We start from the raw sequence: 23587 nt of genomic DNA, 5'->3' as shown, positions 1-23587 counted from the left end.
ATCGGTCAGCGGCCGGCAGGCGGTAGCTGTTACCGTGGAAACCATTTCAAGCGAGAGCAGGAAACGTGCGTCAGTCAGGGCGGCAATAGATTGGGTTGCTGATCGCGCGGCGGATCGTCTGCATCGCGAGATCCTCTTCGGAAAGCTGCCAGGGGAGGCTCTTGCCGGCGAGTGCCTCGCGGAACTCGGTGACGATCGTCTCGCGGCTTGCGACGGCGACGATCTCCGTGCGCAGGAAGTGTCGCGGCGAACCGATATATTGGCCGGTCCAGTCGTCGCTTTCGATGATCTCTTCACCGACGATGCCGGAGGCGTCGAGCCACAGCAGCCTGTCGCCGCTGGCGCCGCGAACCAACGCCTCGGCGACAACGGGGCCGCTGACGCTTGATCCCATCGGTTCGCCGTTGGCGGTGAGTTCCAGATGCGGTCCCGTTGGGCTTTCCGTCACATAGCCACGACCGGACTTCATCGCGCCGAGCACGGCCTCTTCGGAAAGCTCATCCATGTAAAGCACGGTCGTCGGACGGGCGAGCACCAGCGGCCCCTCGGGCATCAGTCGCGCCGGCTGGTGGAAATCGCTGCCGCCGATCGCGGAGATCTTCAGGCCCGAGGCAAGGCGCTGTTGGTAGCGCTCGAGCGAAACCCAGTTCCAGGCGAGCCAATGAGACTGCCAGACCTCCATGCAGTCGATTTCGGGCAGGTCGTAGTCCCAGGGGATCGTCGGCTTGTCGTGGTTGACCGAGAGCAGGCCGCCGCGTTCATGCACCAGGCGCGCGAGCGTGTGGGCGTGCTCCGGCTTCGTCATGCGAAAGTCGACCCAGTCGTCGACGCCGAAGACATTGGCATGGCCGATGCCCGTGGTGATTTCCATGGCGCGGACAAAGACGAGGTCCGCGGAGGAATGCGAATGGAAGTAGCGCCGCTGGGTGATGGTGTTGTGATCGGCGACCGCGAGGAAGTCGAGCCCCGCCTGTCGCGCTGCGGCATGCAGCATTTCGGGCGAGCCGGCCGCATCCGAGTGGAACGTATGGCAGTGCAGATCGCCGCGATACCATCCGGCTTCCTTGCGCGCAGGGAAACGTCGTTCCGGTTGCGGCACGATCGGGCGCTGGCTTCTGTCGAAATCGACCGTCACGCGAATCTCGGCGCCCTCCTCGGGGATCTTGTAGAGGCCGAGCATCACCTTCCACTGGCCGGGCGGCAGCTCGCCGTGGATGTAGCCGGGCGTGGCGTCATCGGTGGCGATGAAGAAGCGGTCGCGCGCCCCGCCGCTCCAGCCGCGAAAACCTTGGCTGGTCGGATAATCGGTCGCGCGCGAATCGAGTGCGCCGAGATCGATGATGCACTGCTCGGATTTCGGATAGCTCAGGGTCACGTCGACGCGCGTCACACCTTCCGGTACCTCGAGCGGCAGGTAGAAGTAGGGATCGGCCGCCTGATGCTGCCGGGTGATCCGCACGGAAAATTCCTGCATGGCGGCCTCAGCGCTCGTCGGCGGCGGGAATGCGGGCGCCGCTGTCGTCGAAGAGGGTGATGTGCCTGGCGTCAAAGGCGAGATGGACGGCGGTTCCGACCTTGATCTCGTCGTCGGTAAAGATGCGCGCGGTCACGCGACCGTTGTCGCCGCGCTCCAACGTGACGAGGCTCTCTGGCCCCATGTTCTCGTTGGCGAAGAGTTCGCCGGAAACCACATTGGAGTCGCCGGCAGCTGCGATACGCAGATGTTCGGGGCGGACGCCGAGTGTCATCCTGCCTGATTTCGCCGCCTTGGCGATGGCGTCAGTCAGCGCAATCGGCGCAAGCTTCAGGCCGTCTGCCCTGAGATGCAGCGCGCCTTCGCCGATGGATGCCTCGACCGGCACCAGGTTCATCGGCGGATTGCCGACGAAGTTGGCGACGAAGGTCGTCGCCGGCCGGCGATAGATCTCGATCGGCGGCGCGAACTGCACGATCCGGCCCTTGTCCATGACGGCGATGCGGGTTGCGAGCGCCATGGCCTCGGCCTGGTCGTGCGTGACGTAGACGGCGGTCATGCCCATGTCGCGCTGCAGGTGGTTGAGAAAGCCGCGCGCTTCGAGGCGGAGCTTCGCATCAAGGTTCGAAAGCGGCTCGTCGAAGAGATAGACCTCGCTCGGATAGACCAACGCACGCGCCAGCGACGTGCGCTGCTGCTGGCCGCCGGAAATCTGGCTCGGCAGGCGCTTCATCAGGTCGCCGATCTTCAAGACATCAGCCACTTCCTTGGCGCGGGCGTGGCGCTTGGTTTCCTGCTCGCCGCGCACTTTCAGGGGGTAGGCGATGTTGTCGGCGATGTTCATGTGCGGGTAGAGCGCATAGTCCTGGAAGACCATGGAAATGCCGCGGTCCTTCGGGTGCAGATAGGTGACGTCGCGGCCGCCGATCATCACCCTGCCAGAGGTCGGGGTTTCAAGGCCTGCGATCATGCGCAGGCTGGTGGTCTTGCCGCAGCCGGAGGGGCCAAGCAGGCAGATGAATTCGCCATCGGCGATCTGGAAGCTGATGTCGGGCACGGCGACGAAGGCACCGAAGCTCTTGGAGATGTTCTGGAATTCGACAGAGGCCATGACAGATTTCCGATTACGACTTGATGCCACCGAAGAACCGGAAACCGAATTTCCAATTCACGAAGAGATAGAGGGCAATGACGGGCAGGGAGTAGATCAGCGAATAGGCGGCAAGCAGCGTGACGATCGGCGTGCCGGCCTCCGAATAGAAGGAATAGATGGCGACCGACGCCGGCATCAGCTTGTCGCTGCGCAGCAGGATGAAGGGGATGAGGAAGCTGCCCCAGATGTTGACGAAGGCCCAGACGACGACCACGACGATGCCCGGCCGTATGACCGGCAGCGCCACGTCGAAGAAGGCCTGCAGCGGCGAGGCGCCGGCGACCATCGCGCTCTCCTCATAGGAGCGCGGAATGGCGTCGATGAAATCGCGAAGAATGAACATCGCCGTCGGCAACAGCCCGCCGGCAAAGACGAGGATGACGGCAAGATGGGTATCGATCAGCCCGGCGGCCGAGATGATCAGGAAGATCGGCACCATTGCCGCCGAGCCTGAAACGACCGACGAGAAGAGCAGCAGGATATAGGTGACGGCGCCCTTGCCCGGGATCGGCGAGCGCGAGAGGGCATAGGCGGCAAGCGTCGCCGCCGCGCCGACCAGCACGACGCCGCCTGCCGCCTGGATCAGGCTGTTTAGCAGTGCCTGCATGGCAAACGTGTTCTGGAAGACGGTGGCGAAGTTTGACAGCGTGAAGGGCGAGGGGATAGCGAGCCCGAGTTCGGCACGCGCATTGAACGGTGCGAAGATGAACCAGACGAGCGGCAGCGCGAAGACAGTGCCGAGGAAGGTGGCGGCGGCCGCAAAGATCGTGCGCCGCACGAAGATGTTCTGAGTTTTCTTCCGCATCATTCCGCCTCCACCGGCTTCTTGTGGGCAAGGCGAAGATAGACGAGCGCAAAGGCCAGGTTGATCAGCATGATGACGACGCCGACGGCAGCGCCCTTGCCGAACTCGAAATCCTTGAAGGCGATGCGGTAGGTGTAGATCGACAGGATTTCGGTGCGGTAGGACGGTCCGCCATGGGTGAGCAGGAATGGCGTGAAGACGTTGAAGGTCCACATGGTAATGAGGATCAAATCGGTGACCACATGACCGCGGATCAAGGGCAGCGCGATGTCGCGCAGCTTTTGCCAGGAGGTGGCGCCGGCGACATCGGCGGCCTGAAAATAACTCGGTGGGATCGACTGGAAGGCCGAGTTGAACAGCATCATCGAGAAGGCGGCGCCCCGCCAGGTGTTGAAGAAGACGATCACCCAAAACGGTTGCTGCAGCAGCCAGTCGCCCGGCGGCAGGCCGAGGCCGCGCAGGATCATGTTGAGCGTGCCGTTGTCGTAGTCGAGGAATGCGAACCAGGCGAAGCCGATCACTACCTCCGGCAGGATCCAGGCGGCGATGACCGCTGTCTGCAGGAAGGATTTGAGCGTCGGCGTCACCGTCTGGCTGAGCCAGGCGAGCAGGAGACCCAAAAGCGCCTGGCCGATGAGGGCCGATAGCAGCACGAACTGGATCGTCAGGATCAGCGAGAAACCGAACTGGCCACGGGTGAAGAAGGTCGTGGGATTGAAGAGCGCAAAGTAGTTCTGCAGGCCGACGAAATCCGGGTCGACGGCTGTGCGGCCGAGCAGCGTGCGGTTGGTGAAGGAGACGACGATCACCCAGAAGAAGGGGATGATCACGAAGACCCCGACGAGGGCCGTGGCCGGTGCCAGAAAGAGCGCGCCGGCGCGCGTCGAAAGCAGGGAGAATTTCTTCATGCGCGTTTCATGCCCATAGCCTGGATCGGGAGCCCGGCCACGGATGGCAGCCGGGCGCTCTGTCGTTGGATCGAAGCGGGATGAGGGCCTCGTTGCGGCCACATCCCGCGTCGGTTTAGAACGTGCTGACGGTGTTTTCTTCGCCGACGATGGCGATGACGGCCGCCTTGTACTGGGCCATCGCGTCCTCGGGCGAAAGCTCGCCGGAAACGACGCTTTCAGTCATCCGCTGGATCTCGGTCGAGACCTTGTTGTAGTTGGCGTCGTTTGGACGGGCCGTTGTGATCGGCAAAAGCGTCGTTGCCGTTTCCGTCAGGAACGGCGAGTTCGGGATCGCCACGTCGTCGCGGATGCGGATGGCCGGCTGGATTTCCTGGAACGCGTCGAGCTGCTCCTTGCTGTTCATGAAGGAAAGCAGCGCCCAGGATTCGGCGGGCGCGTCCGTATGCGGATTGATGACGAAGCCGGTGCCGCCGGACATGGTGACGAAGTCCTGGCCGCGCAGGCCCTTGCCCGGTGCCGCAGCCGGCATCTTCTTCCAGGTCATGGTGTTGTCACGGTCGGCAACGGCGAATTCGGCGCCGGGCGCTGTCACCGAGCGATAGAACCAGTCACCCTCGACGAGCATCGCCGTCTTGCCGTCGCGGAAATTGGCGAAGGTCCGGTTGCGGCCGTCGGCCAGCAGCTGCGCGCGCTGGTCGCCGAGCTTGTCGTCGACGTAGATGGTCTTGTAGAGCTTCAGCGTGTCGAGAATGCCCTGGCTCGAGACGATGTATTTGCCGCTATCGTCGGTGACCTGCTCGCCGGTGCCGAGCAGTGCCATCCAGTAGCCCTGCATCGTGGTCGCCTCGCCCATGGAGACGCCGGCATTGAGCTGCAACGGGAAGCTGTCGGGTGCGGCGGCCTTGATCTTGCGGGCGGCGTCGAGCAACTCGTCCCAGGACTTCGGCTGCCAGCTGTCGGCATCGAGGCCGGCCGATTTGAAGAGGTCCTTGCGCACGAAGATCATGCGGGCATCGGTGCCGAGCGCAATGCCATAGGGCTTGCCCTGGTAGCTCATCAGCGCCTTGGTGCCGTCGGAGATATGCTGCCAGCCTTCCCACTTCGGAACGTCGGGGCCGGCCACTTCCTCGAGCGACTTCAGAAGATTGCCCTGGACGAAGCTCGGGATCAGGAAGCCGTCGAAGCCGGAGACATCAGGGCCGGCGCCGGTGGAGAAATCGAGCGCGAGCTGCTGCGTCAGCTGCTCGTCCTCACCGCCGAACTGGGTGAGCTTGACGGTGACGTCCTTGCCTTCGGCCTTCATCTTCTCGGTAAAGGCCGGAATGACCTTCTTTTCGATCCACTCGGCCATGCCGCTGTTTACGCCGCCGATGATGCAGCGGCAGGTGATGTTGAGTTCGGTGGCGCTCACCGGCGCGGCAAAGGCAATGGCCGCGGCTGCGCTGAGCAGTAGGGAATGAAACCTGGTACGCATGTTTTCTCCTCCCGGTCGGCCCCCTCAAGGACCAATATGTCTGGCTGCGACAGTCCGGCCCTCCTCCAGGTCCGGTGTCCCGACGGTGACCAAGAATGAACACGCTTTCATTTTTGTCAACATGAACCAGGCGTTCTTTCTGTGATTGTCGAAAGAATATCTATTCCACTTGACGAAATCGCCGAGTTGATTTCTTTTGTGAGTGAACACGTTTTCATTTTGTGACGGATAAATGAACGATCGCGCCGACAAGAAAGCTACCCGAGCCACCGCAGATCAGGTGGCGCGCGAGGCCAATGTTTCCCGTGTTGCCGTGTCTCGGGCCTTCAACCCGAACGCTTCGCTGAAGCCGGAAAAGCGCGACCGGATCCTGCAGGTGGCGCGGGAGCTGAACTACACGCCCGACATGGCGGCGCGCTCACTCGTCACCGGCCGCTCGCATCTCGTCGGCATGATCGTGCCTGACGTCTGCAGCCCCTGGGAAAGCCAGGAGATCGATGCGCTGACCACTGCATTGCAGGCGGAAGGCTTCGCGACGCTGCTCTTCAAGGCCAAGGCCGATTTCAGCATGGATCCGCGCCTGCTCACCTATATGCGCGGTTTCAACCCGGATTCGGTGATCGCCTTCACCGAGAACATCCTGCCCGACGTGCTCTGCGGCTTTCTCGATCGCGCCGTGCCGATCTACGTGATCTACGACGACGTGAAGCAGTTCGCAGGCGCCGCCTCCGGCACGCTCTACGACCGGCTGCTGGTTCGCCAGAAGAACGGCATCGAACAGGCCGTGGCCCTGCTTCAGGGCTACGGCGCCCGCCGTATCGCCTATCTCGGCGGCAAGGCGCAGTCGCTCGCCAATGCCGAGCGCGAGCGCACGCTGAAGGAGACGCTTGCGGAGCGCGGGATGGATGCGCCGATCGTGCTTGCAGGCGACTACACCTATGACACCGCCTACCAGGCGACGCTCGATCTCTTTCGCATCGGCGAGGGTGCTGACGCGATCTTTGCGGCCAACGACGTCGGTGCCTTCGGGGCGATCGATGCGCTGCGCCATGAGCTCGGCCTGTCCGTGCCCGAGGACGTCAAGGTCGTCGGCTTCGACGACATCCCGCAGGCACACTGGAGGAGCTACAACCTCACCACCGTGCGCATCGACCTTGAAGAGCGTGTGCGCGCGCTCGTCCGTCTCATTCTCATGCGCCTCAGGGCACCCGATGCCGAGCCGCTTACCGAGACACTCAACACCCGCCTGATCGTGCGGGGCACCGTCGGTTGAAAGTAATGAACATGACCGGAAAACGCATTCACGTCGTCTTCAAGACACATCTCGATATCGGCTTTACCGACCACGCCGAAAAGATCCGAAAGCAGTATCACGAGCGCTTCATCCCTCAGGCGATCGAGACCGGCGAACACTTCTTCAATGAGAATCCGGAAGAGCCGCAGTTCATCTGGACCACGGGCGCCTGGTTGATCTGGGATCACCTGAATTCACGCTCGAAGGAAGAGGTCGCCCGACTGGAGCAGGCGATCGAGCGCGGCCTGATCCGCTGGCATGCGCTGCCCTTCACCACCCATACGGAACTGATGTCGCCGGATCTCTTCAAGGCGGGGCTTTCCTATGCGCAGGAGCTCGACCATCGCTTCGGCCTGAAGACGATCGCCGCCAAGATGACCGACGTGCCCGGCCATACGCTCGGCATGGTGCCGCTGCTCGCCGAGGCTGGCGTGCGCTTCCTGCACATCGGCGTCAACTCCGCCTCGCCGCCGCCGGAAATCCCGGATATTTTCCGCTGGCGGGCGGCGGGCGGCGAGGAAATCGTCGTCATGTATCAGCGCTCCTATGGCGAGACCTATTTTCCCGAGGGCCTCTCCGACGGCCTGAGCTTCGCCCATACCAGCGACAATATCGGCCCGCAGAGCGTGTCGCAGACGGCAGAAGCCTATCGCGAAATCCTCAAACACGAGCCCGGTGCCGCCGTGCGCGCGGCGACGCTGGAGGACTACGGCACGCTGATGTGGGCGGCGCGCGAGCGTTTCCCGGTCGTCGAGAAGGAACTCGGCGACAGCTGGATCCACGGCAGCGGCACCGATCCGGAAAAGATCGCCCGCTACCTGGCGCTGCAGCGACTCTACGACCAATTTTCCGGCGAGCGGATGACCGCAAGCCGCCAGGCCTTTGGCCGCAAGCTGGCGCTGGTGGCCGAACACACCTGCGGCGTCGACATCAAATCCTTCCTGCGCGACGAGAAGGCCTGGGCACGCCCCGCCTTCGAAGCGGCACGGAAGGCTGACCCGCGCTTCCACTATACCGAGGCGTCCTGGGCGGAGCAGCGGGCCTATCTCGACCAGGCGGTCGCGGAGCTGGAAGGCGATGACGCCGCCCGAGCGGAGGCGGCCCTTGCCGAGATTGCCGTTCCACCACGGCCAGAGGCAAGCGAAACCGCTACGCGGCTCGATGTCGGCGGCTGGATCATCGAGCTTGATCCGGTAGCCGGCGACGTTTCCGCTCTGACGGCGCCCGACGGCCGGACGGTCCGTGGCGCCAACGGTTCGCTGATCGCCTATCGCTACGAAGGCTACGATGCCGGCGACGTTCGCCGCCACATGGATACGTACCTCACCCATTGGATGGACTGGGCTGTGCTCGACCACGACAAGCCGGGGCTTGCCAAGGTCGCCGAAGCGCGCTCGCAGGCCTACGCGCCAAAGCTTCGCGGCACGACCGCAACGTCCGTCCTTGCAGCCATGCCGGCAGAAGCGGTGGAGCAATTGGGCGCGCCTGCCGAAATCGCCATCGAATTTTCCGCCGGCAAGGACGGGCTCGATATCCGGCTGTCCCTCTATGGCAAGAATGCCAACCGCATGCCGGAAGCGAGCTTCCTGTCGTTCACGCCGGAGGGACCTACCGCGTGGCACGTACGCAAGATGGGGCACTGGCACGCGACCGGCAATTTCGCCCGTGCGGGCGGCGCGCAGCTGCAGGCGGTCACGGCTGTTCGCGGGCAAACGGAAGCGGGTGCGGAACTGCTGGTCGAAAACCTAGACACGCCGCTGGTCGCGCCGCAGTCCTGGCCGTTCATGGCCTTCTGCAAGGACCTGCCCGATTACTCCTCTGGCGTCCGCTTCAACATCCACAACAACAAATGGGGCACCAACTTCCCCATGTGGTGGGGCGGCGATTTTACCACGCGGTTCACGCTCGGCCTTAGCGGTCGGTAATCGTCAGCGACTGAGGAACGGCGAACGGCTCGTCCTCGTTCGGGTGGGCCAGGCCGGCCTCCCGTTGGAGGCACCAGATGTCGACCGGAAGGCGACGACCCGGCAGCACCACCGCCTCGTGCGATAGCCATGCGGCTTCAGGTGCGGGTCCTTGAAGCCGGCACATCAGCGAGGCGGAGACGACGAGTGGCACCTGTAGCGTCTTGGCCATGGATTCCAGGCGCTGGGCGACGTTGACCGCGTCGCCGATGACGGTGAATTCGCTGTGGCAGCCGCTGTCGAGAACGCCGCCAACGACGGTGCCGTAGTGCAGGCCGATGCCGGCATCAAGCGCTGGGTGGTTGTTGCGCGCGTTGTGGTTCTTCCAATCCGTGAGGATGTCGACGAGATCGAGCGCGCAGGCAAGCGCCCTGTCGGCATCGTCTTCCTTTGGCCTTGGCTGGCCGAAGACCGCCATGACGCCGTCGCCGATGAACTTGTCGACCGTGCCGCCATGTTCGAAGATCGTCTGCGAGACGAGTTGGCGATATTCGGCGAGCACGAAGGCGAGCTCAGGTGCCGGTGCCGCCTCGGCAAAGCTGGTGAAATCGCGCAGGTCCACGAACATGATCGCGGCGCTGCGCCGCTCCAGGCCGAGCACATCGCCTTTCTCCTGCAGCGCGGAAACCACCAGCGGCGAAAAGAAACGCGAGAGATTTTGCCGTCGCTGGTCGGCCTGCAACGCTTCCTTGCGCGTCCGGTCGTGGTCGCGCGCAAGAAGATAGATGGCAAAGGCGGTGAAGCCGAAGCTCACGGTCAGGCCGAAATCCTGGTTGAAGAATGCTCCGAGCAGCGAAAGCGGACCGGAGGCATCGTGCCTTGCCGCGGTCATCGCCAGCATCGTCACCCAGGCTGTGAGCACGATGGCGGAAAAAAGGAGCACCAGGCGTCGCTCCAGCTTCAGGCCGACATGGACGAGCAGGATGAAGGCGACGACGAGACTGGTCGTCGTCAGATTGTGGTTCGCTGTCACCGGGCCGGCCAGAATATGGGCGTAGAGCAGCAGAGCGACCAGTAACGCATCGAGAACGACGAAAAGGGTCGTCAGCGAGGTGCGGCCAGGCAGATAGCGCGCCGTCGCCACCGACGCCACGCTGATGATGAGATAGCTGACGACGACGACCGCGTGCATGCGTTCCGCGCCCGCGTTGCCGCCGAGAAGCAGACTTGCCAGCAGGATTGCGAAAGCAACGAAGCGCAGGGTGAGCGAACGCTTCTCCCGGGCCGTATCCCAATGCGGATGAAGTGAGGACGTCATGTCTTCGGCATTCCCCTGCGTCAACGGCCGGCGATAGCCGCTCTGCTACCAGTCGATTCGCGTCGAATATGTGGCGTGACCGCAAGCCCGCTGGCCCGCGGCCAGATTAGGTTCTAGGGCTTCTAACGATGGGAAGGTCAAGGGCGCTGCCATCGTTGCGCTGCAGTTCACAGCGAACAGCTTATCTCTCGCGTTCCTCTTTGCCCCCCGCGCCTACGTAGAATGACGTATGTGCAGTGCAGCGTGGCTGTCAGATGATCCTCTTAAGCAGCGGCTAGAAGCACCGAAAGGCCAGTTGCTCCAGAACGAGAGGGGTTCCATCAGATGACTATCAAGGCAAGCGTGACCGGCGCATTCCTGGCCGCCATCCTGTCGACAACGGCGTTCAGCGGCGCTTTCGCGGCCGACGACACGATCAAGGTCGGCATCCTGCATTCGCTCTCCGGCACCATGGCGATTTCGGAAACGACGCTGAAGGACGCCATGCTGATGCTGATCGACGAGCAGAACAAGAAGGGCGGCCTGCTCGGCAAGAAGCTGGAAGCGGTCGTCGTCGACCCGGCGTCCGACTGGCCGCTCTTTGCCGAAAAGGCACGCGAGCTGATCTCGGTCGACAAGGTATCCGCGGTCTTCGGCTGCTGGACCTCGGTGTCGCGCAAGTCCGTTCTGCCGGTGTTCGAAGAGCTGAATTCGATCCTCTTCTACCCGGTCCAGTACGAGGGCGAGGAAAGCCAGCGCAACGTCTTCTACACCGGCGCCGCACCGAACCAGCAGGCGATCCCGGCCGTCGACTACCTGATGGAGAACGAAAGCGTCGAGCGCTGGGTGCTTGCTGGCACCGACTATGTCTATCCGCGCACGACCAACAAGATCCTCGAGGCCTATCTGATCTCCAAGGGCGTGAAGCCCGAGGACATCATGATCAACTACACGCCCTTCGGTCATTCCGACTGGCAGACGATCGTCTCCGACATCAAGAAGTTCGGCTCGGCCGGCAAGAAGACCGCCGTCGTCTCGACCATCAACGGCGATGCCAACGTGCCCTTCTACAAGGAACTCGCGAACCAGGGCGTCAAGGCCGAGGATATCCCGGTTGTGGCCTTCTCGGTCGGCGAAGAGGAACTCGCCGGTCTTGATACCACGTCGCTCGTCGGCCATCTCGCCGCCTGGAACTATTTCCAGTCGGTCGACACGCCGGCCAATGCCGAGTTCATCAAGACCTGGAAGGCCTATACCAAGAACGACAAACGCGTGACCAACGATCCGATGGAAGCGCACTACATCGGCTTCAACATGTGGCTGAAGGCGGTCGAAAAGGCCGGCACGACCGATACGGACAAGGTTCTCGACGCGATGATCGGCGTTTCCGTGCCGAACCTTTCGGGCGGCTATTCGACGATGATGCCGAACCACCACATCACCAAGCCGGTGCTGATCGGCGAGATCCAGGGCGACGGCCAGTTCGAGACCGTCTGGGAAACGCCCGGGCTCGTGGTCGGCGACGAATGGTCCGATTACCTGCCGGACTCCAAGGACCTGATCTCCGATTGGCGCGCGCCGATGTCCTGCGGCAACTTCAACGTTGCCACCGGCAAGTGCGGCGGCAAGGGCTCCTGATTTCATCACGTAATCATAACCGGGCGGTCAGCCGCCCGGACAATCCTTGCATGACGAAATCCGGGGGCAAGCACCCTCCGCCCGATGATGCGGCCGGGCGGAGGGAGTTCCCACGAAACCTCGACCGAAGCCTGTTGCCCAGCGCGGCACGGCGAGACCCGAGCGAGAGGGTGATGTACCGAATTCTGCAAATCCTGCTTGTTGCCTTGTGCCTGGTCATCTCGACCCACGTGCTCGGACTTCGCGCCGCCGCCGACCTCGGCACGCTGATAGACCAGCTCGGCGCGGCAAAGCTCTCCGACATGGACGACCGCATCTCGACGCTCGCCAAGACTGGCGACGCCAAGGTCATTCCCGTGCTCCAGGCGCTGGGCGAAGGCGAGCTTTACCAGCGCAAGTCCGACGGCAAGGTGTTCCTCGTCAAGGCGCAGGGCGCAGACCTGTTGCTCGTCGATCCCGTGACCGCCGCTGATGCCGGAACTGCACCGAAGGGGGCAATGCAGAAGGTCAAGGTCAACAACGCCGTGCGTCGTGCCGTGCGTAGCGCGCTCGGAGGCCTTACGCTCTTCAGCGACGACACCGGCGCGCGCATGAAGGCGGCGCAATCCATGTTGCAGACGCCGAATGCAGATGCGCTCGAGTCAATCGAAACGGCGATCGCAGCCGAAAAGGACGGGACCGTGCGCAAGGTTCTCGACGAGGCCCGCGCGGTGACACTGCTCGTCTCGGATCGCCCCGACGATCAGAAGCGCCAGGCGATCGCGCTGATTGCCGAAGGCAATGGGCGGAGCGGCCTTGCCGTCCTGACCTCTGCTCTCGCCACTGCCGATGTTTCCCTCAAGCCCGACATCGAGGCGGCGATCGCCCGGATCGAACAGACCCAGGCCTTCTGGAGCGCCGGCCAGAATGTCTGGTACGGCCTGTCCCTCGGCTCCGTTCTGCTCTTGGCCGCCATCGGACTGGCCATCACTTTCGGCGTCATGGGCATCATCAACATGGCCCATGGTGAGATGGTCATGCTCGGCGCCTACACGACCTTCCTGGTGCAGGAGGTCATACGCAACGCCTATCCCGGCCTCTTCGACTGGTCGCTGGCGATCGCGCTGCCGCTCGCCTTTCTCGTGACCGGCGCGGTCGGTCTCGCGATCGAGCGCGGCGTCATCCGCTTTCTCTATGGCCGCCCGCTCGAGACGCTGCTTGCCACCTGGGGCATCTCGCTCATCCTGCAGCAGTCGGTGCGTTCACTCTTCGGGCCGACCAACCGCGAGGTCGGCAATCCCTCCTGGATGTCCGGCGCGTTTGATCTCGGCGGGCTGACGATCACCTGGAACCGCCTCTGGATCATCGTCTTCGCGCTGGCGGTGTTCGCCGCCCTCCTGTTCCTGCTGAAGAAGACGCCGATGGGGCTTCGGATGCGGGCCGTGACCCAGAACCGGCGCATGGCGTCCTCCATGGGTATTCGCACGCCGCTCGTCGATGCCCTGACCTTCGCGCTCGGCTCCGGCATTGCCGGCATGGCGGGCGTCGCGCTCTCGCAGATCGACAACGTCTCGCCCAATCTCGGACAAGGCTACATCATCGACAGTTTCATGGTTGTCGTCTTCGGTGGTGTCGGCAATCTCTGGGGCACGCTCGTCGGCGCCTTCTCGCTCGGCATCCTCAACAAGTTCCTCGAGCCCTATGCCGGTGCCGTGCTCGGCAAGATCCTCGTCCTGGTGCTGATCATCCTCTTCATCCAGAAGAAACCGCGCGGGCTCTTCGCGCTCAAGGGAAGGGCGGTGGAAGCATGATCACCTCGTTTCTGATGAAATCAGCAGATCGCAGCATCCTCACGGTCGTGGCGATCCTTGTCGGCCTCGCCATGCTCGTCCCGGCGCTCAATCTCTTGACCGCGCCCGACCATCCGCTGCATGTGCCGACCTATCTGGTCTCGCTGTTCGGCAAGTATCTCACCTATGCGCTCCTGGCGCTGGCGCTCGATCTCGTCTGGGGTTTCTGCGGCATCCTTTCGCTCGGGCACGCAGCCTTCTTCGCGCTCGGCGGCTATGCCATGGGCATGTATCTGATGCGCCAGATCGGCGCGCGCGGCTCCTACGGCAATCCGCTGCTGCCGGATTTCATGGTGTTCCTCAACTGGAAGGAACTGCCCTGGTTCTGGCATGGCTTCGACATGTTCTGGTTCGCCGCGCTCATGGTGGTGCTGGTGCCGGGGCTGCTTGCCTTCGTTTTCGGCTGGTTCGCCTTCCGCTCGCGTGTCAACGGCGTCTATCTCTCGATCATCACCCAGGCGATGACTTACGCGCTGCTGCTCGCCTTCTTCCGCAACGACATGGGCTTCGGCGGCAACAACGGCCTGACGGACTTCAAGGACATCCTCGGCTTCAACATCCAGGCCAACGGCACGCGCGCCGCCTTGTTCGCGGCCTCGGCGCTGATGCTGGCGCTCTGCCTGATCCTGACGTCGGCGATCGTGCGCTCCAAGTACGGCAAGGTGCTCGTCGCAGTCCGCGACGCGGAAAGCCGGACGCGCTTCCTCGGCTATCGAGTCGAGCACATCAAGCTTTTCGCCTTCACCGTCTCGGCGATGATGGCGGGCGTTGCCGGCGCGCTTTATGTGCCGCAAGTCGGGATCATCAATCCCGGGGAGTTCGAGCCGGGAAATTCGATCGAAGTGGTGATCTGGACGGCGGTCGGCGGGCGCGGCACGCTGATCGGCCCGATCGTCGGCGCCATCCTCGTCAACGGCGGCAAGAGCATTTTTACCGCGGCGTTTCCGGAGTTCTGGTTGTTTGCACTCGGCGGCCTCTTCGTGCTCGTCACCCTGTTCCTGCCGAAGGGCGTCGTAGGAACAGCCGGCGCGTACTTCGCCCGCCGGCGTGCGGAGCGTCGGACGCGGGTGACTGAAACGCCGGACAATCTGGCCGTTGAACCCATGGCGGCGGAGTAGCGACATGAACCAGACAATCGGCCAGACCAAACCGACCAGCCTTCTCTATCTCGACGGCGTCTCCGTCTCCTTCGATGGCTTCAAGGCGCTGAACGCGCTCTCCTTCGTCATCGAACCCGGCGAACTCCGGGCGATCATCGGCCCGAACGGTGCGGGCAAGACGACGATGATGGACATCATCACCGGCAAGACCCGGCCGGACGAAGGGCAGGTCTTTTTCAAGGGTGAGATCGACCTGACGAAGAGAGACGAGGCGGAGATCGCCTCGCTCGGCATTGGCCGCAAGTTCCAGAAGCCGACCGTCTTCGAAAGCCACACGGTGTGGGACAATCTCGAACTCGCCCTGAACCGCAAGCGCGGCGTGTTCCCGACCCTGTTCTATCGTCTGACGCCCGAAGACAAGATTCGGATCGAGGAGATCCTTGCGACCATCCGCATGTCCTCTCGTCGTGACGACCTCGCCGCCAACCTTTCGCACGGTCAGAAGCAATGGCTGGAGATCGGCATGCTGCTTGCGCAGGAGCCGGAACTGCTGCTGGTCGACGAGCCGGTGGCCGGCATGACCGATGCGGAGACTGCCGAGACGGCGGTTCTGCTCAAGGAGATCGCCAAGACCCGGTCTGTCGTCGTCGTCGAGCACGACATGGGCTTCATCCGCGAACTCGGCGTCAAGGTCACTTGCCTTGCCGAAGGGGCGGTACTGGCGGAAGGCTCGATCGACTTCGTCAGCAGTGATCCCAAGGTGATCGAAAACTATCTCGGCCGCTGACATCTCATGCCGGAAATCTACGAGGAGCGCGCGCCATGTTGAGCATCGAAAACGTCAATCTGCACTACGGGGCCGCACAGGCGCTGCGCAACGTGTCGATCACGGCCGAGATGGGCAAGATAACCTGCGTGCTCGGGCGCAACGGTGTCGGCAAGTCGAGCCTGCTGCGGGCAATCACCGGCCAGCATCCGGTCAGCGCCGGCGCCATCGCCTTCAACGGCGCACCGCTCGCCGGCCTGGCGCCCTATCGTCGCGCCAAACAAGGCATCGGCTATGTGCCCCAGGGGCGTGAGATCTTCCCGCTGCTGACAGTGAAGGAGAACCTCGAAACCGGCTATGCGCCACTGAAGCGCGGCGACCGTTCGATACCGGAGGATGTCTTCAATCTCTTCCCGGTTCTGCGCTCGATGCTCGGCCGTCGCGGCGGTGACCTCTCCGGCGGCCAGCAGCAGCAACTGGCAATCGGCCGGGCGCTGGTGACACGGCCGAAGATCCTTGTGCTCGATGAGCCGACCGAGGGCATTCAGCCGTCGATCATCAAGGATATCGGCCGGGCGATCCGCTATCTCCGGGATTCCACCGGCATGGCGATCCTCCTGGTCGAGCAATATCTCGATTTCTGCCGCGAGCTCGCCGACCACGTCTACATCCTCGACCGGGGCGCTGTGGTCCATGAAGGCGCACCCGAAACGCTGGACACATCAGAGGCGCGCCGGCATCTCACGGTCTGATCGCATCGATCCTGAACCGGGGCTTCCTGCGGCGGCTCCGATCCCTGCTTTTTGTCGTCTGGGGGAAGAAACTGCAGGCGTTTCAGGCAAAACCGTCTACCCAAGGGAGCAGAAATCCGTCCCTGCCATAAAAGCGCCTTCTAAAATCACTAAATCTATGCAGTAAGTGACGTAATTTCTTGAGAATGGTGCGGTTTGGGTGTAGGACATCCTAAGCGAAAGAGTGCGGCCGTCACAACCCGTTGCCACCGGCGAATGCCGCGGGACGCGGACTTGTGGCGGCTTTTCTTGTTCAGGAAAGTGAAGTGACATGTTGACCAAAAAAGGAAAATACGGGCTCAAGGCCCTTGTCGACCTGGCTCAACTGGAGCCCGGAGAGACCGCCTTCATCACCGAGATCGCCACGCGGAACAATATTCCGAAGAAGTTCCTGGACGCGATCCTGCTCGAACTGCGCAATGCCGGCATCCTGCGCTCGAAGAAGGGCCCGGGCGGCGGCTATTCCCTGTCCCGGCCGGCCTCCGATATCCGCATCGGCCAGGTCATCCGCACGCTCGACGGCCCCCTGGCACCGATCCGCTGCGCCAGCCGCACTGCGTTCGAGGCCTGCGACGACTGCGCCGATCCGGTCAACTGTCATGTGCGCAAGTCGATGAGCAACGTACGCGACGCAATCGCCTCGATCCTCGACAACATGACGCTGGAGCAGTTTGCCGCCAACGACAACGCCACCGAGATCGTGGCCTTGAGGGATGCGGAAGCCGGCTGACCTTCGCGCATGCTCTTTGATCGGGTGCCTGCGATCGCGAGATGCGGCCAGGCAATCGCGGCGTCACAGCTTTCTGATGATCGCGGCCGCAGCGGGCGGCGCTATGATCTCCAACAGCCGCAACAATCGTGCCTTGCCGACATGAATTCGGCGCCCTCCAGGCTCGACTGCGCGCAGGATTTCCTTCGCGGCGTAAACTGCACTGACCTTGCCTCGCCCCCGTCCTGATGTCATCGGGGTGTCGACAAGCGGCAGCACGACATCGACCACTCTGACCGACGTTGCCTGATGCTGGACGCAAAGCGCATCTGAAAACATGCGCAGCCCTGCCTTCGTCGCGCTGTAAACTGCCGATGTCGATTTCGGGTGGCAGGCGAGTGCTGAGCCGATATTGACGATGAGGAAGGGGCGCCCCGGCGTCTTCGGCAGAAGCAATCGCGACAGCAGCATCGGCGCAAGCAGATTGGTTTCGACTTCGGCGGCGATCTGCTCGCCATCATAGTGCGGGTCATCGAAGCGGACATTGTGCTGGATCGCGGCGTTGTTGATGAGGCAGTCGATCGTATCGCCCGCCATCATTTCGATGCCGCAGGCGATGACGGCGGCCCGATCGCGGAGATCCAGCGCGCGCGTTTGGATCCTCCGGTCTCGCAATTCCAGATCCTCAAGCCGCTCCCGGTCGCGGCCAAGCGCGACGATGCTGTGTCCCTTGGATGCCAATTGCAGGGCGATTTCCCGACCGATTCCGGAACTTGCCCCGGTGACGACGCAACGTGCCATGTGATCTATTTCCCGATGTTGTGCAGTCGAGTCTGCAGCCGGAGGACGGGAATGGCATTAACCGAGGTTAAGCACGCACAGGGTGCTGCGATTTCGCTGTTCGAGCGCATCGCCGGGCATTCGCTGGCGCAGGCGGAGCGGCTCGCCGAGGCGATCCACGTCCGCAGCGTGAAGGCCGGCGAAACCGTCTTCCATCAGGACGAACCGCATCCGTACGTTTATGTCATCGAAAGCGGCCTGGTGAAGCTCACCTATCTTCGTGCCGACGGCGAGGAGTGGATCAAATCCTTCGCCTTCGAGGGACGGTTCTTTGCGAGCCTCTCGGCGCTGGTGCCGAGCGGGCGTGCAAGCTTTTCGGCGGTTGCGGTCGAGGGTGGCCGCCTCGAGAGAATTCCGTTCGCCACGCTACAGTCCCTGGCAGACAACGACCTCGGTTGGTCGCGCATGATCCGCAGCGCCCTGATGATGCTTGCGGAGCGCAAGGAGCGCCGCGAACGCCAGTTCCTGACGCTGAGTGCAGAGGAGCGTTACCGATCGCTGATCGTCGAACAACCGGAGGTGGTGGCACGCGTCCCGCAGAAGGATCTTGCCGGCTATCTCGGCATCACGCCGGTCGGCCTCAGCCGCATCGCGACGCGCGTCCGGGCCGAAGGTGGCGCCCAAGCTTAACCCGGGTTAATGCGCGGCTTCTGACGAAGAGCGATACCGGCCACCGTTGCAAAAAAAAACGGAGGCTCATCTTGGTCAAACAGAAAACGGCATCTGATTTCCTGCTCTTCTTCAGATCCTGGGCGGCGAGGCCGCTGGAAGTCGCCGCGATTGCCCCATCGAGCAGGCGGCTGGCGGTGGCCATGACCACTGAGATCGGTTCGTTCTCCGGCAATGTGCTGGAGCTTGGGCCAGGCACGGGCGCCTTCACACGGGCGCTTCTGCGAAACGGCGTATACGAGAACAATCTCATCCTGGTGGAGCGCAACCCGGCCTTCGCGACGCTTTTGCGCAAGCGGTATCCGAGCGCAACCTTGATCGAGGGCGACGCGCAGCACCTGAGCCTGCCGGCGGTGAAGTCGGTCGGCGCCGCGATCAGCGGCTTGCCGCTGCTTTCCATGCCCGCCCAGACCGTGCAGGCTATCCTCTCGGCAATATTTCATCACCTCGCCGAGGGCGCCAGTCTGTTCCAGCTCACCTATGGGCCGCGATGCCCGATCTCGCCGCAGATTCTTGCGGGCCTTGGTCTCGAAGCATCCTTCCGGCGCTGGGTGCCACTCAACCTGCCGCCTGCGAGCGTCTACCGTATTTCGCGAAGCCCGGCTTGAAGCCGGCGCATGGGGCAGTCTCGCTTCCGCGCCCTGCCATCGAAAGAGGGGGCGCCTAATCAGCGGCGGTGAACTGAGGCGGTAGGACTTTCTCGACCTCCCGCCCAACTCGCAATTCATTTGCTGTCATGATCTATAGAATAAGTTCATTATTGCCCTTCAACCAAGGAGAGGCGGATGAGCAACGTACACTTCCTCAGGGAGCCGGCCCCGGTCAATGCAGAGCATGACGAAAGACGGCGGCACCTGTTTGCCCGTGCCGAGGCGTTGTCAGATGATCTTGCCCGGCATGGCGCCGAACTCGACCGGGTGGGTGCGCCGCCGCGCGATGAGATTGAGGCTCTCCGCCAGGCTGGTCTTTTGACGGCGCTGCATTCGCCTGAGATTGGCGGTGCGGGCTTAAGCTGGGTCGACGGGCTGCGGCTGGTGCGCATCATTGCGCGCGGGGAGAGCTCGATCGGGCAATTGCTCGGCTATCACTACGTCAACAGCCAGTATGTCTATTGGGCGGCGGCCGATCCGAAGCAGGCCTGGGTGCTGGGCGCTGAGACCGTGGAGCGGCAGCTCTACTGGGGTGCTGCGGTCAACCCGCGCGATCCCGGCCTCACATTGGAACGGCGTGGCGGCCATTATGTGCTGAACGGCCGCAAGACCTTTTCGACCGGCGCACATGTTTCCGACCGCATCAACGTCAACGCTGCGATCGAGGGCAAGATCGCCAACTTCGTCGTGCCCACGGACCGGCCTGGGTACATCACCAACAACGACTGGGACAATATCGGCCAGCGCCTGTCCGACAGCGGCAGCGTCGAGTTTCGCGACTTTCCGGTCTACGAGCGCGACTTCATCCTGCCGCTTGCCGACCCTTCCGATCCGCCGACGGCCCAGGCGACGTTCAACACGCCGCTGATCCAGCTGGTCTTCGTCAACTTCTACCTTGGTACGGCTGAAGGTGCACTTACATCGGCACTTGACTACGTGCGCACCACGACGCGCCCCTGGGTGACATCCGGCGTCGACCGGGCCAGCGATGATCCCTATATCCTCGAACGGATCGGTGAACTCCGGGCCAGCCTGAAGGCATCGGTTGCCTTGGCCGATGCGGCAGCGGTTTCCGTCGAGGCGGCATTGTCGCAGGGCAGCTCGGTGACGGCCGAAACGCGTGGCGAAGCGGCGATCGAGGCCTATGCCGCCAAGGTTCACTCGACCCACGTCTCGCTCGACGTGACGACAAAGATCTTCGAACTGATGGGCGCACGTGCCACCGCCGGGCACTATCGCTTCGACCGCTACTGGCGCAATGTCCGCACCCACACGCTGCATGACCCCGTCGCCTACAAGGCGCGTGAGGTCGGCGAATTTGCCTTGAACGGCCGGATACCGCCGGTCAGCCTCTACAGCTAGTCGGAAGCTCGGTTCGCTCTGCGGTCTGGGCGATTGCAGAGATGGGTTTCGAGCGCCGGTTCGATCTCGGGCAGATGGCAACCATCTCGTCACGCGCCGGGTCAAGCGTGAGAATGAGGGGAAGGTCGTCAGGCGGTCCATACGAAATCGGAGAGAGGCCGGCAAAGCTTCCGAGTTTGTCGGCCTCTCTGGCCGTATCTGCCAGTTCGTAGCGCAATCAATACCGGCTGCTACACGCGCAGCGCATCGACCCTCTGGTAGCGGATATGACCTTGCCTGCAGTCGTCGCCGTTGGTTGTCGGCCATTCCCAATTATGGCTGGCGATCACTTCGCCGGGTCGGGCCGATCGTCTTGCCGAGATTTTGAAGATCATTTGCAATAATACTTGTGATTTAATTGCATAAAGTGAAATAATTGAAATGGACGTCACCTTGTGCGTTTACCCGGTCAAGGCGCGCCGGATGAGCCGAGGTCCCGGACGATTTGCTCGTGGCACGCGCCCTCGTGGATTTTTCGCGCGCATAGTTCGAGTGAAGCGCGGCCGGGAGCGCGTTGCAGCCGGCAGCCAACAGCGTCAAAACGCAGTGCTTCTGCGCCTTTTCCGATGTATACTTCGGGATAAGCGGGGAAAATGGAGGTAAGCCAATGAATAGGCTAACGATCATTGCCTTGTCCATGGTGCCGGCGCTGACCAGCGTTTCGCCAGCCATGGCATTTCCCATGGCGGCGGACGCCCCGAAGATCGAGGCGAGCCAGGCGCAACTGGTTCAATACAGGCGATATGGTGGCGGCTACCACGGTGGCTACTATGGCGGCGGTTACTATCACGGGCATCACCACGGCGGCGGCGACGAGTGGGCCTGGGCGCTCGGCGGACTGGCTGCCGGTGCGATCATCGGTGGCGCCTTGGCGCAGCCCTACTACGGCTCGGGCTATTACGATCAGGGCTATTATGACCAAGGCTACTACGGCCCGTCATACTACCGTCCGCGCTACTATGCGCCGCGATACTACGCGCCGCGCTATTACCGTCAGACCTATTATAGCGGCGGCAACGCGCATACGAGTTGGTGCTATGCACGCTACCGGTCCTACAGGGCTTACGACGATACGTTCCAGCCCTATTATGGTCCGCGGCAGGTCTGCGTTTCGCCCTACTGACGCACCGTAGGCTTTCGGGAGAAAGCCGCCGCTTGACGAGCGCCGACGCCCGTCGTGTTTTCATACCCGACTTCAGGCCCGATCAGCCGGAAGCGGCCACCGGCGCGACGTTTCTGATGCGGCTGCTGCTCAACAGTCCAGCCGCCTGAACCAGCGGGTAGCCAGCGGCGGCAATATCGGAATTGATCCTGTGCAGGTCACGCACGAGGTCGATGAAGAGCGCATTGCCTTTCGCATCGGCGGCCGCCTCGATGCGCTCGCGGCCGAGATGTCGACCGACGACCTCATCCTCCAGTTCGCGAAAACAATCCTTCTGCGCGGCGAGACGGGCGGAAGCCGAAACGTCGCGCGACAACAGCGCTGCGGGAAGAAGCCGGAGTGAAGCGGCAATCACCGCCGAGAGGGCATCGAGCGCCTCGCGCTGGCTCGCGTTGAAGGCAATGTTCTGCTTGACCTTGGCACGGATCCGGTCCGCGAGGCTGAGCTTGATGACGTCGCCGGCATGCTCGAGATTGCTCGCAAAGAGCATGATTTCATGGGCTCTGCCGGTGTCGCCTGCCGAAAGCTCGTCCTGGGTCAATTGCCCGAGATAGGCGTGGACGGAGGCCATGTAGTTTCCGAGCCGCGCATCGATCGAGGGCAGTTCCTTCAAACCTTCCATCCGGCCGGATTGCAGCGCCGTCAGCGACATCAGGAACATGCGTTCAAGCAATTCGCTCATGCGGATCGTTTCCGTCGTCGCATTGCTGAGCGCAATTGCCGGTGTCTCGAGCGACCTTCTGTCGAGGTAGCGCGGGGATGCCAGCGGGTCATCGGCGGCAGGGCGTGCCGGGACAAGCCGTTCCACCAGGCGGATGACGACGGGCGACAGCGGCAGGAACACGGCTGCGACCAGCAGGTTGAACGAAGCGTGGAGACCGACCGCAATATGGAGCGGTTCGGCAGGCACACGCCCCGCCAGCTCAACGATCTCGCGTGCGAAGGGTAGCAGTGCAAGCGCCAGCAGGCCGCGGCAGAAGAGGTTGGCAAGCGGCAGCTTGCGGGCCACCGGTGGCTGGTCGAGCGTTGCGCTGACTGCCGGCAGGCCGCCGCCGAAATTGACGCCCAGGATCAGGGGCACGGCTCCGGCAATTTCGAGACTGCCGTTCATCAGAAGCGATGCCACGAGCAGAATGACCGCGAGCGTGGAGTGACAGAGCCATGCCAGCAGCGCGCCGACGAGGAAGCCGAGCGCCGGTTCTCCCGCAACGGCTCCGAGCACATCGTGGAAGAGCGTCGCCTGGCGCAGCGGCGCGGTCGCCGAAACGATCACCTTCAACGCCATCAGCATCAGGCCGAGGCCCATCAGGATGCGACCGGCATTTCGCGGGCGAAATTCGCTGGACGCGCTGAAGGCTATATAGCCGGCGAACAGAAAGAGCGGGCCGAGCAGCGCCGCGAGCGACGAGCCGGTGGCGAAGAGGCCTGAAACCAGCGCCGAGCCGATATCCGCCCCGAGCAGGACGGCAAGACCTGTCGGCGCCGAGATCGCCCCTGCACCTGCAAGCCCGGCAACGATCAGCGCCATGGCGGTGGCGCTGCCGAGCACGGCGGTCGCGAAGACCCCGCCGCCGAAGGCAGTGACCCGGTTCGACAGGCGCTCCTCGACGAAGCGCTGCAGCCGGTCGCCCCAGCCACGCATGACGCCGGTGCGCACCATGCGCACGCCCCACAGAAGCAGCGCCACGCCGCCAAGGAGTTCCAGGATAACCAAAGTTCC

Annotated in this window: 19 protein-coding genes and 1 pseudogene; 12 read left to right on the top strand and 8 right to left on the bottom strand. The window is 63.0% G+C overall.

Annotated features, from left to right (window positions below):
• Positions 1–70: 70 nt before the first annotated feature.
• From I8N66_RS07740 to I8N66_RS07720, 5 genes are all read right to left on the bottom strand, one after another.
• Positions 71–1474: a CehA/McbA family metallohydrolase gene (locus I8N66_RS07740; RefSeq protein ID WP_291151751.1), complete on the bottom strand. Its 1404-nt coding sequence runs from the start codon at positions 1472–1474 to the stop codon at positions 71–73.
• A 7-nt stretch (positions 1475–1481) separates the two neighbouring features.
• Positions 1482–2585: an ABC transporter ATP-binding protein gene (locus tag I8N66_RS07735; protein ID WP_291151748.1), complete on the bottom strand. Its 1104-nt coding sequence runs from the start codon at positions 2583–2585 to the stop codon at positions 1482–1484.
• 13 nt (positions 2586–2598) lie between these two features.
• The gene (locus I8N66_RS07730) at positions 2599–3432 is read right to left on the bottom strand and encodes a carbohydrate ABC transporter permease (RefSeq protein WP_113538524.1); all 834 of its coding nucleotides are present in this window, start codon (positions 3430–3432) and stop codon (positions 2599–2601) included.
• Positions 3432–4340 carry a sugar ABC transporter permease gene (locus I8N66_RS07725; protein ID WP_291151743.1) on the bottom strand — a complete coding sequence of 303 codons (909 nt, stop codon included), beginning with the start codon at positions 4338–4340 and terminating at the stop codon, positions 3432–3434. Before I8N66_RS07725 ends, I8N66_RS07730 begins: the two co-directional genes overlap by 1 nt.
• A 115-nt stretch (positions 4341–4455) precedes the next feature.
• Positions 4456–5817: an extracellular solute-binding protein gene (locus I8N66_RS07720; protein ID WP_291151740.1), complete on the bottom strand. Its 1362-nt coding sequence runs from the start codon at positions 5815–5817 to the stop codon at positions 4456–4458.
• 232 nt (positions 5818–6049) lie between these two features.
• Here I8N66_RS07720 and I8N66_RS07715 point away from each other — a divergent pair, with 232 nt between their 5' ends.
• Positions 6050–7090: a LacI family DNA-binding transcriptional regulator gene (locus tag I8N66_RS07715; protein WP_113538419.1), complete on the top strand. Its 1041-nt coding sequence runs from the start codon at positions 6050–6052 to the stop codon at positions 7088–7090.
• Between the two features lie 11 nt (positions 7091–7101).
• Positions 7102–9036, top strand: a complete 1935-nt coding sequence (locus tag I8N66_RS07710) for a DUF5054 domain-containing protein (protein ID WP_291151735.1) — start codon at positions 7102–7104, stop codon at positions 9034–9036.
• On the opposite strand, the gene I8N66_RS07705 is transcribed toward I8N66_RS07710, so the two are convergent.
• The gene (locus I8N66_RS07705; RefSeq protein ID WP_291151732.1) at positions 9023–10333 is read right to left on the bottom strand and encodes an adenylate/guanylate cyclase domain-containing protein; all 1311 of its coding nucleotides are present in this window, start codon (positions 10331–10333) and stop codon (positions 9023–9025) included. The genes I8N66_RS07710 and I8N66_RS07705 overlap by 14 nt on opposite strands.
• 324 nt (positions 10334–10657) lie before the next feature.
• Here I8N66_RS07705 and urtA point away from each other — a divergent pair, with 324 nt between their 5' ends.
• The 6 genes and pseudogenes from urtA (at position 10658) to I8N66_RS07675 (ending at position 17166) form a co-directional block, all read left to right on the top strand.
• Complete coding sequence (gene urtA, locus I8N66_RS07700) at positions 10658–11950, top strand: urea ABC transporter substrate-binding protein (protein ID WP_291151729.1); 1293 nt, start codon at positions 10658–10660, stop codon at positions 11948–11950.
• A 173-nt stretch (positions 11951–12123) separates the two neighbouring features.
• Positions 12124–13740, top strand: coding sequence for an urea ABC transporter permease subunit UrtB (urtB, locus tag I8N66_RS07695; protein ID WP_291151727.1), 1617 nt, complete (start codon positions 12124–12126; stop codon positions 13738–13740).
• Positions 13737–14801: pseudogene (urtC, locus tag I8N66_RS07690) on the top strand (urea ABC transporter permease subunit UrtC); the annotation flags it as partial. The gene urtB and the pseudogene urtC, both read left to right, overlap by 4 nt.
• A 100-nt stretch (positions 14802–14901) precedes the next feature.
• A complete protein-coding gene (urtD, locus tag I8N66_RS07685; protein ID WP_291151724.1) occupies positions 14902–15666 on the top strand; it encodes an urea ABC transporter ATP-binding protein UrtD in 765 nt (254 codons plus the stop codon).
• Positions 15667–15701: 35 nt separating this feature from the next.
• Positions 15702–16397 carry an urea ABC transporter ATP-binding subunit UrtE gene (urtE, locus tag I8N66_RS07680; RefSeq protein WP_291151722.1) on the top strand — a complete coding sequence of 232 codons (696 nt, stop codon included), beginning with the start codon at positions 15702–15704 and terminating at the stop codon, positions 16395–16397.
• Between the two features lie 310 nt (positions 16398–16707).
• Positions 16708–17166 carry an Rrf2 family transcriptional regulator gene (locus I8N66_RS07675; protein WP_060522010.1) on the top strand — a complete coding sequence of 153 codons (459 nt, stop codon included), beginning with the start codon at positions 16708–16710 and terminating at the stop codon, positions 17164–17166.
• 63 nt (positions 17167–17229) lie between these two features.
• Here the strand turns inward: I8N66_RS07675 and I8N66_RS07670 are convergent, their stop codons facing one another.
• Entirely contained in the window at positions 17230–17946 is a 717-nt protein-coding gene (locus I8N66_RS07670) for an SDR family NAD(P)-dependent oxidoreductase (RefSeq protein ID WP_291151709.1), read from the bottom strand.
• 51 nt (positions 17947–17997) lie between these two features.
• Between I8N66_RS07670 and I8N66_RS07665 the strand changes: the two genes are divergently transcribed.
• From I8N66_RS07665 to I8N66_RS07650, 4 genes are all read left to right on the top strand, one after another.
• Positions 17998–18615 carry a Crp/Fnr family transcriptional regulator gene (locus tag I8N66_RS07665; RefSeq protein WP_291151707.1) on the top strand — a complete coding sequence of 206 codons (618 nt, stop codon included), beginning with the start codon at positions 17998–18000 and terminating at the stop codon, positions 18613–18615.
• Between the two features lie 182 nt (positions 18616–18797).
• Positions 18798–19262, top strand: a complete 465-nt coding sequence (locus I8N66_RS07660; RefSeq protein WP_291151705.1) for a methyltransferase domain-containing protein — start codon at positions 18798–18800, stop codon at positions 19260–19262.
• Positions 19263–19439: 177 nt separating this feature from the next.
• Positions 19440–20666, top strand: a complete 1227-nt coding sequence (locus I8N66_RS07655) for an acyl-CoA dehydrogenase family protein (RefSeq protein ID WP_291151703.1) — start codon at positions 19440–19442, stop codon at positions 20664–20666.
• Between the two features lie 646 nt (positions 20667–21312).
• Positions 21313–21828, top strand: coding sequence for a BA14K family protein (locus I8N66_RS07650; RefSeq protein ID WP_291151699.1), 516 nt, complete (start codon positions 21313–21315; stop codon positions 21826–21828).
• Between the two features lie 82 nt (positions 21829–21910).
• Here the strand turns inward: I8N66_RS07650 and I8N66_RS07645 are convergent.
• Positions 21911–23587, bottom strand: a 1677-nt coding sequence (locus I8N66_RS07645) for a Na/Pi cotransporter family protein (protein ID WP_291151696.1), incomplete at its 5' end; no start/stop codon positions are given.

Origin of the sequence: Ensifer sp. SSB1, assembly GCF_016652895.1 — a bacterium.
Taxonomy (GTDB): Bacteria; Pseudomonadota; Alphaproteobacteria; order Rhizobiales; family Rhizobiaceae; genus Ensifer.
Note: the sequence above shows the minus strand (reverse complement) of the source record. Positions and strands in the feature narration are given on the sequence as shown.

Bases quoted from the DNA above. Each gene is read 5' to 3' on its own strand.
- I8N66_RS07740 (WP_291151751.1), bottom strand. From the start codon at position 1,474: ATGCAGGAATTTTCCGTGCGGATCACCCGGCAGCATCAGGCGGCCGAT.
- I8N66_RS07735 (WP_291151748.1), bottom strand. From the start codon at position 2,585: ATGGCCTCTGTCGAATTCCAGAACATCTCCAAGAGCTTCGGTGCCTTC.
- I8N66_RS07730 (WP_113538524.1), bottom strand. From the start codon at position 3,432: ATGCGGAAGAAAACTCAGAACATCTTCGTGCGGCGCACGATCTTTGCG.
- I8N66_RS07725 (WP_291151743.1), bottom strand. From the start codon at position 4,340: ATGAAGAAATTCTCCCTGCTTTCGACGCGCGCCGGCGCGCTCTTTCTG.
- I8N66_RS07720 (WP_291151740.1), bottom strand. From the start codon at position 5,817: ATGCGTACCAGGTTTCATTCCCTACTGCTCAGCGCAGCCGCGGCCATT.
- I8N66_RS07715 (WP_113538419.1), top strand. From the start codon at position 6,050: ATGAACGATCGCGCCGACAAGAAAGCTACCCGAGCCACCGCAGATCAG.
- I8N66_RS07710 (WP_291151735.1), top strand. From the start codon at position 7,102: ATGACCGGAAAACGCATTCACGTCGTCTTCAAGACACATCTCGATATC.
- I8N66_RS07705 (WP_291151732.1), bottom strand. From the start codon at position 10,333: ATGACGTCCTCACTTCATCCGCATTGGGATACGGCCCGGGAGAAGCGT.
- urtA (WP_291151729.1), top strand. From the start codon at position 10,658: ATGACTATCAAGGCAAGCGTGACCGGCGCATTCCTGGCCGCCATCCTG.
- urtB (WP_291151727.1), top strand. From the start codon at position 12,124: ATGTACCGAATTCTGCAAATCCTGCTTGTTGCCTTGTGCCTGGTCATC.
- urtD (WP_291151724.1), top strand. From the start codon at position 14,902: ATGAACCAGACAATCGGCCAGACCAAACCGACCAGCCTTCTCTATCTC.
- urtE (WP_291151722.1), top strand. From the start codon at position 15,702: ATGTTGAGCATCGAAAACGTCAATCTGCACTACGGGGCCGCACAGGCG.
- I8N66_RS07675 (WP_060522010.1), top strand. From the start codon at position 16,708: ATGTTGACCAAAAAAGGAAAATACGGGCTCAAGGCCCTTGTCGACCTG.
- I8N66_RS07670 (WP_291151709.1), bottom strand. From the start codon at position 17,946: ATGGCACGTTGCGTCGTCACCGGGGCAAGTTCCGGAATCGGTCGGGAA.
- I8N66_RS07665 (WP_291151707.1), top strand. From the start codon at position 17,998: ATGGCATTAACCGAGGTTAAGCACGCACAGGGTGCTGCGATTTCGCTG.
- I8N66_RS07660 (WP_291151705.1), top strand. From the start codon at position 18,798: ATGACCACTGAGATCGGTTCGTTCTCCGGCAATGTGCTGGAGCTTGGG.
- I8N66_RS07655 (WP_291151703.1), top strand. From the start codon at position 19,440: ATGAGCAACGTACACTTCCTCAGGGAGCCGGCCCCGGTCAATGCAGAG.
- I8N66_RS07650 (WP_291151699.1), top strand. From the start codon at position 21,313: ATGAATAGGCTAACGATCATTGCCTTGTCCATGGTGCCGGCGCTGACC.